Raw genomic sequence first — 11,432 nt, 5'->3', positions numbered from 1 at the left:
GGCCCCATGACCCACACGCCTGCCAATGAAATGCCGGGAACTAGCGCCGTGCGTAACCCACGAGGGGTCGACGTCAAATCGGAAACCAACCCGCGCGTGTTCGAGGTTACCTTTCGCATGTTCAAGGACCAGATCCTGAACGGCGAACTGCGGCCGGGCGACAAACTGCTTCCCGAGCGGGAGCTGTCCCAGAAACTTGGCGTGAGCCGTGCGAGCCTGCGCGAGGTCATGCGTGTTCTCGCCCTCCTTGGTGTTGTTGAGATCAAGCCGGGGCAAGGCGCTTTCGTGCGCAAACCGGACCTGCACATGCTCCAGGACTTTTTCGGGCTCGTGCTCGCCATGGAGCCGGCGCTTTACGAGCATCTGCTTGAGGCGCGCATGGCAATCGAATGCCGCGCCATCAGACTCGCTTGCCGATATGCAGGTCCCGAAGTCAGGGCCCAGCTCATCGATGCTCTCGATAAAATACAGCATACGGTCGATGATCCCGATCTCGGCGCGGAGGCCGATTTCGCTTTCCACGCGGCCATTGTTGAAGCCTCTGGCAACAAGGTTCTGAAACTGATCTACGAGGCGATCGCTTCTCATCTACGGCGCAGTCACCATGAACGGCGCGAAGCAGTGGCTGGCAAGCCCGATATCATCGACTCGCTTTCCGGAGATCATGTTCGCGTCTATGACGCAATCATTGCCGGCGACCCCGATCAGGCGGAAGCCGTCCTGAAAGAACATTTTGTTTTGGCCCAACGCACAGGCCGTTCTTAGACCGGCGCCTGTGCGCCAACGCCCAGATGAGGACAATCTTGCAATGCTTATAATCGTCGGATCCGACCATGCGGGCTTTCCGCTCAAGGCTCCTCTCGTCGACTATATCAAGTCTCTCGGACATGAGGTGGAGGATATCGGGTCCTTTGACGAGCAGCCAGTCGATTTCCCCGACATCACGCGGCAATTGACCTCCAGGCTCCAACACGAACAGGGGGGGCGCGGTTTGCTGGTTTGTGGAACGGGCGTGGGAGCATCGATCGCCGCGAACAAGGTTCGTGGCATTCGCGCAGCGGTTTGTCACGACATTCATTCGGCCCATCAGTCGGTTGAGCATGACAATGTCAATGTGATGTGCATCGGCGCGCAAATCGTCGGCTTGTGGCTGGCAAAGGACCTTGTGAGCGCTTTCCTCAAGGCTGACTTCTCTACAGATGAAGAGTTTCGCCGGCGCGTTGCAAAGCTCGCCGAAATGGACGCAGAGCGTTAAGAACCCGTGTGGGGGGCGAGATCAGGTCAGGTGCCGAATGTCGGCTTTCTCCGTTTCCTGCAGAAAACCGGACAGGCAGCAACCGGCCCCATTGCCGCCGCGAGCCAGCGCTGTTTGCGTATTGGCATTCGAAGATGTAACGGGAGTGTTCTCAGGATGGTGCGGTCACGCCATCACGCTATCTTCGCTGACGTAAATCGTACGTATTCTGCCAGATCGCTTTCCCATTCACCGGCCTTCGTCGGTCGCACCAGAGCAGCATCAGTCGCGGTCAGGCTTGGCATGTGCCCGACATCACGATGCTCTTCACGCCGCGCAAATCGAGAACGGATCGCAGCAGCAATCGTGCCCGCAGCAAAGCCCTCGCGCTCCAGCACAATTTTTGCAATCACCGACAACTCACGTAGGTCAACTGGCGCGGCAGTGCCATGCTTTGCGATCAGAAACGCCAGTCCTTCCGATAGCGCAGCATCGACATCCCGCGCCAAGGGACGACGCTCTTCGGCGAGCCGGCGACGATAGGCACGGCCCCGCTTCGCCGCCAGTCTCCGCTGCCGCGCCAGCCGTCCATTTCGAGTCCCAATACTTTTCTCACATTGTGTCATGGCATCACGCTATAAATCGTCGACGCAAGAGACAACCGCCGCCTCAGTCAAAAGTCTTTTCCCAAGGCTAAGCACAAGGTTCTAGATCAAGGGACAGATCATCTGGTGACACGGATCCCTTCCGTGAACTCAATTTCGCTGTCGAGGGCACAGATTCGCCGGAATTACATCCTGCCGATCAATTCTGACTTTGAGAGGACATCGGCTAACATCGAGATCGAACCGTCCAGCCCCGGCATCGACTGAAAACGTCGCGGTCTTCAAGGCCCCGCTCTCCCGACACGCCGCCCCGCGTTACCTGTTCGTCCCGCTGGCGCGACATCATCGATACCACCCAAGCCTGATCGTGATGTGTAGTCGGATAGGGGACCGGTCACTCTCGATGAGCTCGTCCACATCCCGCGTCCGAAGCGACCACCCGCAGATGATTAGAATGCAAGGTATTTCGAGCGCGAAATCGCAAGATAATCGTGCTATGACAACATGATAAGGAGTTCACACATGCTTTCAGGAGACCAAACCGATTTCGCCATCGCTATGGGATTTGCCAAGCGCGCAGGGAATGCCGAGCGCATGCTTCAGCGCACGGGGAGCCAAGTCAATCAACTCGTGACTGCTCATCGCGCAGCACTTCGCCGGATCGAGCATCTCGAGCGCGAACTGGAGCGGGAGCGCGCGGCGCGGCTGGCAGCTGAAATCAATGCTGAGCGCAGGCACTAAAAAGGGCGGCAAGGTCACCCTAGCCGCCCGTGGATCGAAATCCCGATCCTTTTACATCACACACGCCAATTTTTCATCGAGCTCGTCATCACGGCGGGCTCTTTCGTTTGCCGCGCGATATTGATCCACGGCATCGCGATCGTATGTCAGCACACCGCGCATTGTCTTCCGTCCGTGCATGTGGGCATCGATAGCATCGTCTGACGCGCATGCGACTCGGCACAGCATCGAGCGGGGCATCACACGCAGCCACGTTACCAAGTCGGCCGGCATGCCCATGAGGTGATCTGGTGTCACTGACCCGGCCGCCATTGCCGCGGCTGCTTTCCTGATCCGATCATATGGCGCCTCGGCCTGATCGATGTAATCGGGCTGCTCCTGGGCGACCCGCGCCGCCAGGGCGCCGGCATCGGGTGTGGCACCCGAATGCATTTTGGGAATCATGGCCCACACGATTCGTCCGGCTTGCCTGGTGGCGGTCCAGACCATGGTCATGACCTGGGCGAATGCCGCTCGGATAGCGGCGAATAGGGCTCTCATAGCGTCTCTCCTGTGCGCGACATGCGCAGTATTCTATTATCGATCCACGCAATGAAAGTGACCAAACCCAAGAATTTTTGCCATATCCTTCACTTTTGTCAAAAACAATCCATTCGAATTTCAAACCAAGTGAAGTCGAGTTCACTTGTTTTGCTTCTGGAAAAGCGTTACCACCCCTGGATACCGAAAATTTTTCTTGAGACTAACCTCTTGAAGTTCCATAATAAATCGGCATCAATTCACCTTTCTGCCACGTAGGCCTCTGGCCTAACTTGTTTTTTCCGTTCTCTCAGACGACAATAATGTATCTCCAACGCGAACGGGAATACTTGAAGTGAAAATCGCGCCACCCAGATCCGTCAAGGCAATCCGCCAGGATCAACCAACGGAAACGCCCGCTCCGGCGAAGCGCATTCCTGCGCCTGCAGGCGGCAGCCGGTTCGTGGATGGCCTCGCGAAGCATCTCGAAGACGAGAAGCAGGAGCAGGCTGGCAAGCTCGACATGGATGCGCTGTCTCAGGAGGACGGCCCGCCCGTAGTCGATCTCTGCCTCGCGTCCCCCTGACCCGTCCCGCGCTGCCCAAGCGACCATAGGAGAGACCAGATGACCACGATTGACCAGAGTGACCTCAGCCGAATCCTGCTTGCCCTTGAGCATGGGCTTGAGGTTTTCGGCGAACTGCGCACGTCGATGAACGAAACATTTGCTGGGTGCCGTCTGCCCGAGGATGACAAACTGGAGCTGGCACGCGTCAACAACGCGCATACCGATCTCCACCGAGCATCCCGCATCGTGACGAACGTGATGGCTGGCCGGAAGCCTCTTCATCGTGAGATGCACCAGCCCTTCGTCGACGAAATCTTCATGAAGCTCGGCGCGATCGACCACGACACCGTCGCCCGAGGCGCCGTTGAGGGAGGTCGCTGAAATGCCGTCCGCCGAGACATATGAGCGCATCATCTCTATGCGCAAAGCCGGCTTCACAGTTGCTGCCATCGCCGACGAGGACAACTTGAGCGCACGCTACGTCCAGCAGCTGTGCGCCGAGCAGGGTTTGAAGCTTGAGCCCAAGCTGTCCGGTCGCGACGTCGAAGATATGGTTCGCATGCGCAATGATCGATGCTCAATTCAATCTATTGCCGACCATTTCGGTGTCTCGACGACCGCAGTCCTCAAGCGCCTTCGCCTTGCCGGCGTGGCAGCCCGGACAGAGGCACGCCGCCGCCACGACGCTTTCATGCGCAGACAGGTGCGTGCGATGCGCGGCATTGGCTGGACATGGCAGCGTGTCGCTCGCGGTCTCAATGTCTCGATTTCGACCGCGCAATCGTACGCCCCCGATGACAGCAAGGCTTGGGAGAAACACAAGAGGTTGATCGAGATCATGACACGCTACACCGCGGGCGAAATGACGCTCGACGAGTACAACGACCGCGTCGACGCCCTCGATCTCGAGAACCCGCAGACGTATGTAATCGACCACGCCTCGCGCGGCTGGGATGACGTTGGAGACGCCGCCTAGCCTTGCTCGATAGCGGCGTCCGTGGAGGCGCCGCTTCCCGGCAATGCCGAGAATACCCCCTCAACACGCAAACACGGAGAATAGCGTGACATACCAGCTGATCGTTGCACATGAGAAAATGAAGCCCACCCACTCCGCGCCCGATGGCCGCGGTTCCGGTGCCGCCCCTGCCGCAATGCCGTCCATCCCGCCGATCGGTGGCGATGACGACGATGATGGCGGCGAAGGCGATGAGGAGTCAGACAGTAGTCCAGACCCCGACAGTCTCGGATTTGATATCGTCGACGTCCGCTGGGGACGCGACGCCGGATGGTGGACCCTGTCTATCGATGACCGGAGCGCGCTGCTCATCTACGCCGAGACTGTCTACGGCCAGTCGGTCGAATGCTGGCTTTCGGAGCTGATCCGCGTAGCGCGTGACGAAGAGCATTTCGAGAAGCTCAAGGCAAAAGCCGGATCTCAGCTCGAAATCATGCAAGATTTCGAAGAAATCGCCGGTTTCGTCACCACCTCACACGGCGAGGTGGCATAATGGGACCGCTTTATCTCTATCTCGACTGCGAGACCATGCCAAGCCAAGATCCAGCTATTCGCGCCGAAATCGACGCTTAAGCACGTCGTCGCGCCCTTGGACCTCTCAGCTGTGAAGGCTGACGGTCGGACGAAGGAAGGCACTGAGAAGTATCTCGAGAGCTTGGAAGCCAATCGTGCCAAGGCCATTGCCGACCATGCCGCCGCTGAAGCCAAGGCTGCCGAAGCAGCTGAAGCCGAATGGCGCAAGACTGCGCTCGACGGCAGCACAGGCCATCTTGCTTGTGTAAGTTTTGCTTTCAACGACGAGGGTGTCGAGAACGTCGCGAACGAAGAGCTACGGCTCATCGATGCCGGTATGCCTGAGATCCTGGTGACCGACAAGCTTCACCAAATGACGCTCAAGGGTGAGCGTGAGTTGCTGTCAGAGCTGTTTGAGAACCGTCGCCATACCTACACCAATCCTCACTTCCTTGATGTCGATAAGGAAGCTTGGATGGCTGACCATACACCCAAACCTGGGGCCGTTCTGGTTGCCCACCACGCCCAGTTCGACATCCGCTTTATCTGGCAACGCGCTATCGCACTTGGCGTGACGATCCCGGATTGGTGGCCCATCGACGCGCGCCCGTGGGACCGCGATCGCGTCCAGGACACGATGACGATGTGGGCTGGTCACGGTAACCGCATCAGCCTTGATCGCCTGCGTCGCGCTCTCGGCATCGAGGGTAAGGTTGACATCGACGGCAGCAAGGTCTGGGACGCTATCGTCGCGGGTCGGCTCGATGACGTGTGCGAATATTGCAATGATGACGTCCGGCGGCTGCGCAGCGTGCATCGCAAGATGACAGGGCTGGGGCTGCTTGAGGGAAATATCGCAAAGGCTGCCGATGCGGAATTGACATCCTTCGTGAACGAGTGCGTCAGAAGTATCCCCTTGGATTTCGCCAATGCGACTGATGCACGTGGCAACCCAATCGGCGAGGAGCGGTGATGGGCAAAGCAATCACGAAAACGGGCGTAGAGCTTCCCGAATTTGGATCGCAGATTGATGCACTGATGAAGAGGGGTATCGATCCGAAAAAGGTCGGCCGCGAGATTGCGCGCGAGTCATGTCAGGTCGGGCATCGAGCATGATCTTGCGCCGGCGGATGTGCGGGTGAGGGTGTGTGGTGGTTTGTCATGAGCAAGGTCGTTTTCACACCATCAGCCGCGACAGTCGCGAACCATCGCAAGCAGCTTCAGCGAGCGGTCGATAGCGGCACATTGCCTGCCGACACCGACATCGATCACCTCATCACGAAGACGAATTGGGAGCCTCAACCATCGGCTTTCAACCTCGCCGCCTTTCTCGCCGACGACGCCCTGACCGCGCCCATCGAGGAACTCGAAGCCGAGGTCAGGGCCGAGGGCAAACACCCCGCCGACGCGGTAAAGAGCATGCGCAAGATAATCGCCGACGCTCAGCAGAGGCTCGAGCAATGACCCCCACGCGTCTCCGCGCCCTGCGCCTGTCCCGGGGCCTCAGCCTCGGGAAGCTCGCCGCCACCGTGGGCACGTCTCAGTCCTATCTCTGGACCCTCGAAAACCGGGAAACCAATCCCGGTGCCGATCTCGTCTCCAGGCTCGCGAGTGCCCTGGGCATGACGTCTGGCTATCTTCTGGCCAGCGAACATGACCTTGCCGCCGCCGAGGATGAAGCTTTCTTTCGCGCCTATCTGTCGATGCCGGTCGAGACCCGGGCGCGGGTTAGGGCCGTAGCGTCAGTGGTCGGGAGGGAAGGGTGATGGTCGCAAAGATTGAAACCGAAATCCCGCAGCACTTGCTCGATGCTCTGGAGCTGCATGGGTGGACATTGGGGTCGTTGGGACTGGGGGAAGCACACGTTCGACAACCCAGAACTCGGTTACTGGATGTGGTTGTGGGACGACTTCGACAAAGCTTCGTTCTTTCCGAGCCTATATCGCCCCGGTCGCACGAAGAATCGCGAGCGCTATCAGTCGGAGCCGGCGACCATGCAGTATCCGGGCGCGTATCGAGCCGCGGTCGCATTTTCCGAGGATTTCAAGGCTGAACATGGCGCTATTGCGCGCCGTCGGGCATCAAGATCAGTGCCGTCGAGGTCCGATATATGAGCGCGGGTGGCAGTGTGCAGAAGCGTAGGTTCTGACGTTGTGACTTTCATGATCACCCCCGATCATCGCGTCAGACATCGAAATAGGAGAGACCCGATGCCAAGAACCCCCGCCGAAAAGATCGCGACCGGGCTTGAGGCCGAGCGCATTGCCTACATTGCCCCGCCTACCGAACTGGAGCCGGAAGGTGCCCTTGGCCAGGACCAGAAGTGGGTTGATCTCGTCGACTTTTGGTACGACCAGGATGTGTCTTGGGGCGCGGCACTCCTCGTCTACATCTCCGATCGCTTTGACGTGACGCTCGAGCAAGCGTATGCCGACACAGATTCGTTCGCAAAGTCCATGACCGCTCGCTTCGATCGACTCGAAGATCCCGATGCCGTTGTGAGCTTCAACTGAAGGGAGGATGGATTGATGACAAAGACCATGCTCCGTGCTGAACTTCTTCAGACCAAAGCACTCCGCATTGACGAGCACCACCACTTCATCAGCGATACGCACTTCGGCCACGCTGGCATGATGCGCATGTGCGCGCGCCCGTTCGAGAGCGTCGCCGAGATGGACCGGCACATGATCGAGCAATGGAATAGCGTGGTCCAGCCCGGAGACGAGGTCTGGCACCTTGGCGATTTCGCATACCGAGGCGATGCCGACCACGCCGAAAAGATTTTCAAACAGCTACACGGGCGCAAGCACCTCATCATCGGCAACCACGATGACGAAACGACGCTCGAATTGGATTGGGCTTCGGTACAGCATCGGAAAATCTTGCAGCACGGCGGCACCAAAATCATTTTGGATCACTACCCGCTGCGCGAGTGGCTCCACTTCCACAATGACAGCATCCATCTCTTTGGGCACGTGCACAGCAACATCCCGTCGAGCACCCGTGCGCTTGATGTCGGGGTCGATCATGTGGGTTTCGCACCGCTCAATATCAACGGCGTCCGTGAGTGGCTCGCAAGGCAGCAGACCCGCGATTTCCGTGGCCTGTCGTGGCAGGAAGAGCAGGATGAATTGGCTAAGCTGACGCCGGAGCAGGGTGAGTTCTAAACCAAGTAAACTCGACTTTGCTTGGTATTCCTTGCATCGGTCGGAGACCTCACCCAGCCGCCTTCTTCTTCCCACCCTCGATTGACGGACAGCCCGTCCATCGCCGGCGGCAGGTCAGGAGGCGTCGGGTCTCGCTCGATGGCTGGCAAATGGATGCCGCAGCCCTTGCGATATTTTTGCGGCTTGAACCGGTCGGCCGTCCACGGGCAATCCGCTGCCAACAGACTGAGCATGTGCGCCAGGGATGTGTCGGCGCCGTATTTCTCGGCTAACCTGGCGAGCCGGTATTGACCCGATCGCCGGCACAGATTGCATGCCACGCGGCACACGACCCACGGATAATCCACTATGAGGACGGGGCGATTCTTCATGCCCTCGAAATTAGAACGAAACCGGAACACGGGCAAGCAGGGAGGAGTATGAGGAATACCAAGTAAAGTGGAGTTCACTTGGTTTAGAACATGCTGGCGATGAGCTGAAAGGCGCCGATGGCGGATAGGATGATGCTAAGAATGCCGCACGCGATAAGGATTCTCACGGTCCAGCTCATGTTTGACCGATGGCGCGGTCCATCTTAAAGCTATTCAAGTTTTGCTTTGGGGGATCCATGTCTATCGCATTCTCGCTATTGATGAGGGGAGCACTTATCGTTGTACTGGCGTTAATCTCCGGAGCCGCATTCGCTGATTATCCCCAGCTCGACATCTGCGGTCCCAGCCAGCCTAACACGCCCGATAAGACTTGCATCGTCGATGGCGACACGCTCTGGCTCTTCGGCGAAAATATTCGACTTGAGTCATACGACACTCCCGAGCCCAACCGCGGAAATTCGAAATGTCCTAATGGCGGGACCGAACTCGAAGTAGAGCTCGCATCTGAAGCCACATCAAGGTTTCAGGATCTGCTAAACGGCAATGCATGGACGATAGAGCGCGGCGGTTTCGACAATACTCGAAGCCAGCGCCAGTTGGCCAATTTTGTCATTGATGGTGTCGATGTCGGCCAGATCCTCGTCGATGAAGGCTTGGCGCGCTGGTATCCGGAAGGGCCATTTTTTTTGGTGTGATCAGGAAGATTTAACCCGATGACATCTGACGAAATGAGAGAAGTTCGATGGCAACGATTTGTCAGGCTCTCAGAGAACATCGACGACATTTATGCAGACCTGAGGGCCGCGAGGGGGTATAGTGGCATCGAGGCACGGCTTTTCAGCCTTTCAGCCGTTTCTGCGCTCTCGCAATACACGTCGTCTCTGAGCCATCCTGAACTGATCGAAGAAATCCAGGAGCTTACGGACCTTGGGCTGTATTACATCTACGATGCCGGAGGATTTGACGAGGTCGACGAGGCTGGTGAGCAGTACGAACGATTGTCAAACACCTACCAACACCGTAGCGGCATCTACGGACAAACGGTGTTTGACGCGATTGTTAACAGAGATGAGCTGAAAGCGGTGCAGCTAATCACCGATCTTGACCACGCGGTCGGGCACCAGCCGAGATCGACTTTTGGGATTGTGGGCCCATTGCGAGAATTGCAGAACGCGCTTGTGGATTGCATCAATGCTATAATAGCGGCCGAAAGGGAGCGTGCAGCTGACCATTCTCAAGGTTTTGTATTGTTGCCTTGAGATGCGTAGCTCCGTCATGCCTTCTTTTTTCTTTATCGCGAGCAGCACAAACTGGCAATGATGATTTCGATGTATCGTCCCGATTAACCTTCTCTTCATCTTGCCAGCCACTGAGCTTGACCGTGCACAACAACATGCGTCAACGTCGAATCATGAAATTGACAGTGCATGAGGGATTCGAACCCCTCCAGTGGATGATCGAAGAGTTGAACGCGTCGCCCGAGGCCCAGGCCCAGCTCGATCACGATCTTTTTGGTGTGCATCCAGACCATCGCATGAGTCTCGAAGAGGCCTGCACGTTGCCGGAAATGTCCGGGGTCACTGTCAAGGAATTGCGGGGCGCTATCTCCCGCGGCGAGCTCACTCCAGAACGTCACGGGCGCCTATTAAAGGTAACCCCGCGGACACTACGTGAATGGAGAGACACATGCCGGCAGCCCGTGGCGCCCACCTCTATTACGACAAGAGCCGCGAGCAATGGCAGATCCGAGACAGCGGCGGGTATGTCAAAAGGCTCCCTCGAGCAAGCGCAAGCTGTCGCGAGGATGCTGAGAAGGCGTTAGCTGTCCACATAGCGACCAGACGCACTTCGTCCGTGCCGTCGCCCGTCCTCGTCCAGCTCGACGAGGAGATAGCCTCGAATCCGAAACTGGTCTCCGTCGCGCAGGTGCTGGCGTTCTACGGTCATTCGAAGCGCAATGACGCCGGCAATCGGGAATTCATCGGCATCCATATCGAGCACCTGCTTGGCTATTGGGGCGACAAGGTCCTCGCTCAGGTCAAGCGGTCGACGTGTGAGGGGTATGTCGAATGGCGTTGTGCGCAGACATGGGCGCCGCCAGGAGCGAAGATCAAGAAGCCTGTGTCCGACCAGACGGCAGCCCGCGAGCTCAATACCCTTTCGGCTGCGATCGGTGTCTGGCATCGCGAGCACATGCTCACGGCCGTTCCGGTCGTTACCCGACCCGGAAAGAGGATGAAGACCCCCGACTGGCTGACCGAGATTGAGTATGAGCGCCTCACCCGGTGCGCGATGGGTGACCGGTGGGTGGCATCGGACGTCGCCACACGCCAACCGATCTGGGAGAATAACAAGCGACCGCAAGAGCACCTGGCGCGGTTTATCCATATCGCTTTCTTCCAGGGCTCACGTCACGGGGGCATCCTGCGACAACGCTGGAGCCGAGGTGACATGCATGGCTATTTCGACATGACGACCCGCACGTGCCACCGATCCGGTCCAGGCGAACCTAAGACGCGGAAGCGGGAGACCGCGTGTCGAATCCATGACCGTCTATTCCCGATGCTTGAGGAATGGCGCCAGGCCGATCGGAAGAAGCATCGATCGGATCGACCAATCCTTTGCGACGGCTGCGCGCCATGCGGGCCTAGATCGCAGGGACGTCGATGGATCGATGCGCGAGACCATGCCGACCCCTC

At 58.1% G+C, this 11,432-nt stretch carries 19 protein-coding genes; 15 read left to right on the top strand and 4 right to left on the bottom strand.

The genetic code is table 11. The features are described from left to right. Positions 1 to 6: 6 nt before the first annotated feature. Positions 7 to 765 (top strand): FadR/GntR family transcriptional regulator, encoded by a 759-nt coding sequence (locus tag KKY_RS12985; RefSeq protein ID WP_050811709.1) that lies wholly within the window; start codon positions 7 to 9, stop codon positions 763 to 765. Positions 766 to 808: 43 nt separating this feature from the next. Beyond that, positions 809 to 1,255: an RpiB/LacA/LacB family sugar-phosphate isomerase gene (locus KKY_RS12980; RefSeq protein ID WP_014131823.1), complete on the top strand. Its 447-nt coding sequence runs from the start codon at positions 809 to 811 to the stop codon at positions 1,253 to 1,255. A gap of 173 nt (positions 1,256 to 1,428) precedes the next feature. Here the strand turns inward: KKY_RS12980 and KKY_RS12975 are convergent, their stop codons facing one another. Beyond that, complete coding sequence (locus KKY_RS12975; RefSeq protein WP_014131822.1) at positions 1,429 to 1,743, bottom strand: hypothetical protein; 315 nt, start codon at positions 1,741 to 1,743, stop codon at positions 1,429 to 1,431. 618 nt (positions 1,744 to 2,361) lie between these two features. Here KKY_RS12975 and KKY_RS12970 point away from each other — a divergent pair. Continuing rightward, positions 2,362 to 2,580: a hypothetical protein gene (locus tag KKY_RS12970; RefSeq protein WP_014131820.1), complete on the top strand. Its 219-nt coding sequence runs from the start codon at positions 2,362 to 2,364 to the stop codon at positions 2,578 to 2,580. A gap of 51 nt (positions 2,581 to 2,631) precedes the next feature. Here KKY_RS12970 and KKY_RS12965 read toward each other — a convergent pair whose 3' ends face one another. Beyond that, positions 2,632 to 3,120 carry a hypothetical protein gene (locus tag KKY_RS12965; RefSeq protein WP_139305149.1) on the bottom strand — a complete coding sequence of 163 codons (489 nt, stop codon included), beginning with the start codon at positions 3,118 to 3,120 and terminating at the stop codon, positions 2,632 to 2,634. A 334-nt stretch (positions 3,121 to 3,454) separates the two neighbouring features. On the opposite strand from KKY_RS12965, the gene KKY_RS20345 reads away from it, so the two are divergent. From KKY_RS20345 to KKY_RS12920, 10 genes are all read left to right on the top strand, one after another. After that, on the top strand, positions 3,455 to 3,685 hold the full coding sequence (locus KKY_RS20345) for a hypothetical protein (protein WP_139305148.1): 231 nt from the start codon (positions 3,455 to 3,457) through the stop codon (positions 3,683 to 3,685). A gap of 39 nt (positions 3,686 to 3,724) precedes the next feature. Then, entirely contained in the window at positions 3,725 to 4,048 is a 324-nt protein-coding gene (locus tag KKY_RS20340) for a hypothetical protein (protein WP_139305147.1), read from the top strand. A 1-nt stretch (position 4,049) separates the two neighbouring features. Beyond that, positions 4,050 to 4,643, top strand: coding sequence for a hypothetical protein (locus tag KKY_RS12955; RefSeq protein ID WP_014131817.1), 594 nt, complete (start codon positions 4,050 to 4,052; stop codon positions 4,641 to 4,643). Positions 4,644 to 4,728: 85 nt separating this feature from the next. Continuing rightward, on the top strand, positions 4,729 to 5,175 hold the full coding sequence (locus KKY_RS12950) for a hypothetical protein (RefSeq protein ID WP_139305146.1): 447 nt from the start codon (positions 4,729 to 4,731) through the stop codon (positions 5,173 to 5,175). Between the two features lie 162 nt (positions 5,176 to 5,337). After that, positions 5,338 to 6,168 (top strand): 3'-5' exonuclease family protein, encoded by an 831-nt coding sequence (locus KKY_RS19670; RefSeq protein WP_050811708.1) that lies wholly within the window; start codon positions 5,338 to 5,340, stop codon positions 6,166 to 6,168. Beyond that, positions 6,168 to 6,311 carry a hypothetical protein gene (locus KKY_RS20540; protein WP_158308076.1) on the top strand — a complete coding sequence of 48 codons (144 nt, stop codon included), beginning with the start codon at positions 6,168 to 6,170 and terminating at the stop codon, positions 6,309 to 6,311. Before KKY_RS19670 ends, KKY_RS20540 begins: the two co-directional genes overlap by 1 nt. A gap of 45 nt (positions 6,312 to 6,356) precedes the next feature. Beyond that, positions 6,357 to 6,659 (top strand): hypothetical protein, encoded by a 303-nt coding sequence (locus KKY_RS12940; protein ID WP_014131814.1) that lies wholly within the window; start codon positions 6,357 to 6,359, stop codon positions 6,657 to 6,659. Beyond that, entirely contained in the window at positions 6,656 to 6,961 is a 306-nt protein-coding gene (locus KKY_RS12935) for a helix-turn-helix domain-containing protein (RefSeq protein WP_014131813.1), read from the top strand. Before KKY_RS12940 ends, KKY_RS12935 begins: the two co-directional genes overlap by 4 nt. A 444-nt stretch (positions 6,962 to 7,405) precedes the next feature. After that, on the top strand, positions 7,406 to 7,708 hold the full coding sequence (locus KKY_RS12925; RefSeq protein ID WP_014131812.1) for a hypothetical protein: 303 nt from the start codon (positions 7,406 to 7,408) through the stop codon (positions 7,706 to 7,708). A gap of 15 nt (positions 7,709 to 7,723) precedes the next feature. Continuing rightward, positions 7,724 to 8,362 (top strand): phosphohydrolase, encoded by a 639-nt coding sequence (locus tag KKY_RS12920; protein WP_014131811.1) that lies wholly within the window; start codon positions 7,724 to 7,726, stop codon positions 8,360 to 8,362. On the opposite strand, the gene KKY_RS12915 is transcribed toward KKY_RS12920, so the two are convergent. Next, positions 8,359 to 8,733 (bottom strand): hypothetical protein, encoded by a 375-nt coding sequence (locus KKY_RS12915; protein ID WP_175537452.1) that lies wholly within the window; start codon positions 8,731 to 8,733, stop codon positions 8,359 to 8,361. The two genes, KKY_RS12920 and KKY_RS12915, sit on opposite strands and share 4 nt — an antisense overlap. 236 nt (positions 8,734 to 8,969) lie before the next feature. On the opposite strand from KKY_RS12915, the gene KKY_RS12910 reads away from it, so the two are divergent. Further along, positions 8,970 to 9,428 carry a thermonuclease family protein gene (locus KKY_RS12910; protein ID WP_014131810.1) on the top strand — a complete coding sequence of 153 codons (459 nt, stop codon included), beginning with the start codon at positions 8,970 to 8,972 and terminating at the stop codon, positions 9,426 to 9,428. 18 nt (positions 9,429 to 9,446) lie between these two features. Continuing rightward, the gene (locus KKY_RS12905) at positions 9,447 to 9,992 is read left to right on the top strand and encodes a hypothetical protein (protein ID WP_041528759.1); all 546 of its coding nucleotides are present in this window, start codon (positions 9,447 to 9,449) and stop codon (positions 9,990 to 9,992) included. Between the two features lie 559 nt (positions 9,993 to 10,551). Here the strand turns inward: KKY_RS12905 and KKY_RS20335 are convergent. Then, a complete protein-coding gene (locus KKY_RS20335) occupies positions 10,552 to 10,917 on the bottom strand; it encodes a hypothetical protein (RefSeq protein ID WP_148264178.1) in 366 nt (121 codons plus the stop codon). Positions 10,918 to 11,432 lie beyond the last annotated feature (515 nt).

It is taken from the genome of Pelagibacterium halotolerans B2 (assembly GCF_000230555.1).
Lineage (GTDB): Bacteria > Pseudomonadota > Alphaproteobacteria > Rhizobiales > Devosiaceae > Pelagibacterium > Pelagibacterium halotolerans.
The sequence above is the reverse complement of the archived record's forward strand: the minus strand, read 5'-3'. Positions and strand labels throughout refer to the sequence as shown.

What these genes read in the sequence shown, in the direction of transcription:
- KKY_RS12985 (WP_050811709.1), top strand. Translation starts at nt 7, where the DNA reads ATGACCCACACGCCTGCCAATGAAATGCCGGGAACTAGCGCCGTGCGT.
- KKY_RS12980 (WP_014131823.1), top strand. Translation starts at nt 809, where the DNA reads ATGCTTATAATCGTCGGATCCGACCATGCGGGCTTTCCGCTCAAGGCT.
- KKY_RS12970 (WP_014131820.1), top strand. Translation starts at nt 2,362, where the DNA reads ATGCTTTCAGGAGACCAAACCGATTTCGCCATCGCTATGGGATTTGCC.
- KKY_RS12965 (WP_139305149.1), bottom strand. Translation starts at nt 3,120, where the DNA reads ATGAGAGCCCTATTCGCCGCTATCCGAGCGGCATTCGCCCAGGTCATG.
- KKY_RS20340 (WP_139305147.1), top strand. Translation starts at nt 3,725, where the DNA reads ATGACCACGATTGACCAGAGTGACCTCAGCCGAATCCTGCTTGCCCTT.
- KKY_RS12955 (WP_014131817.1), top strand. Translation starts at nt 4,050, where the DNA reads ATGCCGTCCGCCGAGACATATGAGCGCATCATCTCTATGCGCAAAGCC.
- KKY_RS20540 (WP_158308076.1), top strand. Translation starts at nt 6,168, where the DNA reads ATGGGCAAAGCAATCACGAAAACGGGCGTAGAGCTTCCCGAATTTGGA.
- KKY_RS12940 (WP_014131814.1), top strand. Translation starts at nt 6,357, where the DNA reads ATGAGCAAGGTCGTTTTCACACCATCAGCCGCGACAGTCGCGAACCAT.
- KKY_RS12935 (WP_014131813.1), top strand. Translation starts at nt 6,656, where the DNA reads ATGACCCCCACGCGTCTCCGCGCCCTGCGCCTGTCCCGGGGCCTCAGC.
- KKY_RS12925 (WP_014131812.1), top strand. Translation starts at nt 7,406, where the DNA reads ATGCCAAGAACCCCCGCCGAAAAGATCGCGACCGGGCTTGAGGCCGAG.
- KKY_RS12920 (WP_014131811.1), top strand. Translation starts at nt 7,724, where the DNA reads ATGACAAAGACCATGCTCCGTGCTGAACTTCTTCAGACCAAAGCACTC.
- KKY_RS12915 (WP_175537452.1), bottom strand. Translation starts at nt 8,733, where the DNA reads ATGAAGAATCGCCCCGTCCTCATAGTGGATTATCCGTGGGTCGTGTGC.
- KKY_RS12910 (WP_014131810.1), top strand. Translation starts at nt 8,970, where the DNA reads ATGTCTATCGCATTCTCGCTATTGATGAGGGGAGCACTTATCGTTGTA.
- KKY_RS12905 (WP_041528759.1), top strand. Translation starts at nt 9,447, where the DNA reads ATGACATCTGACGAAATGAGAGAAGTTCGATGGCAACGATTTGTCAGG.
- KKY_RS20335 (WP_148264178.1), bottom strand. Translation starts at nt 10,917, where the DNA reads ATGCCAGACACCGATCGCAGCCGAAAGGGTATTGAGCTCGCGGGCTGC.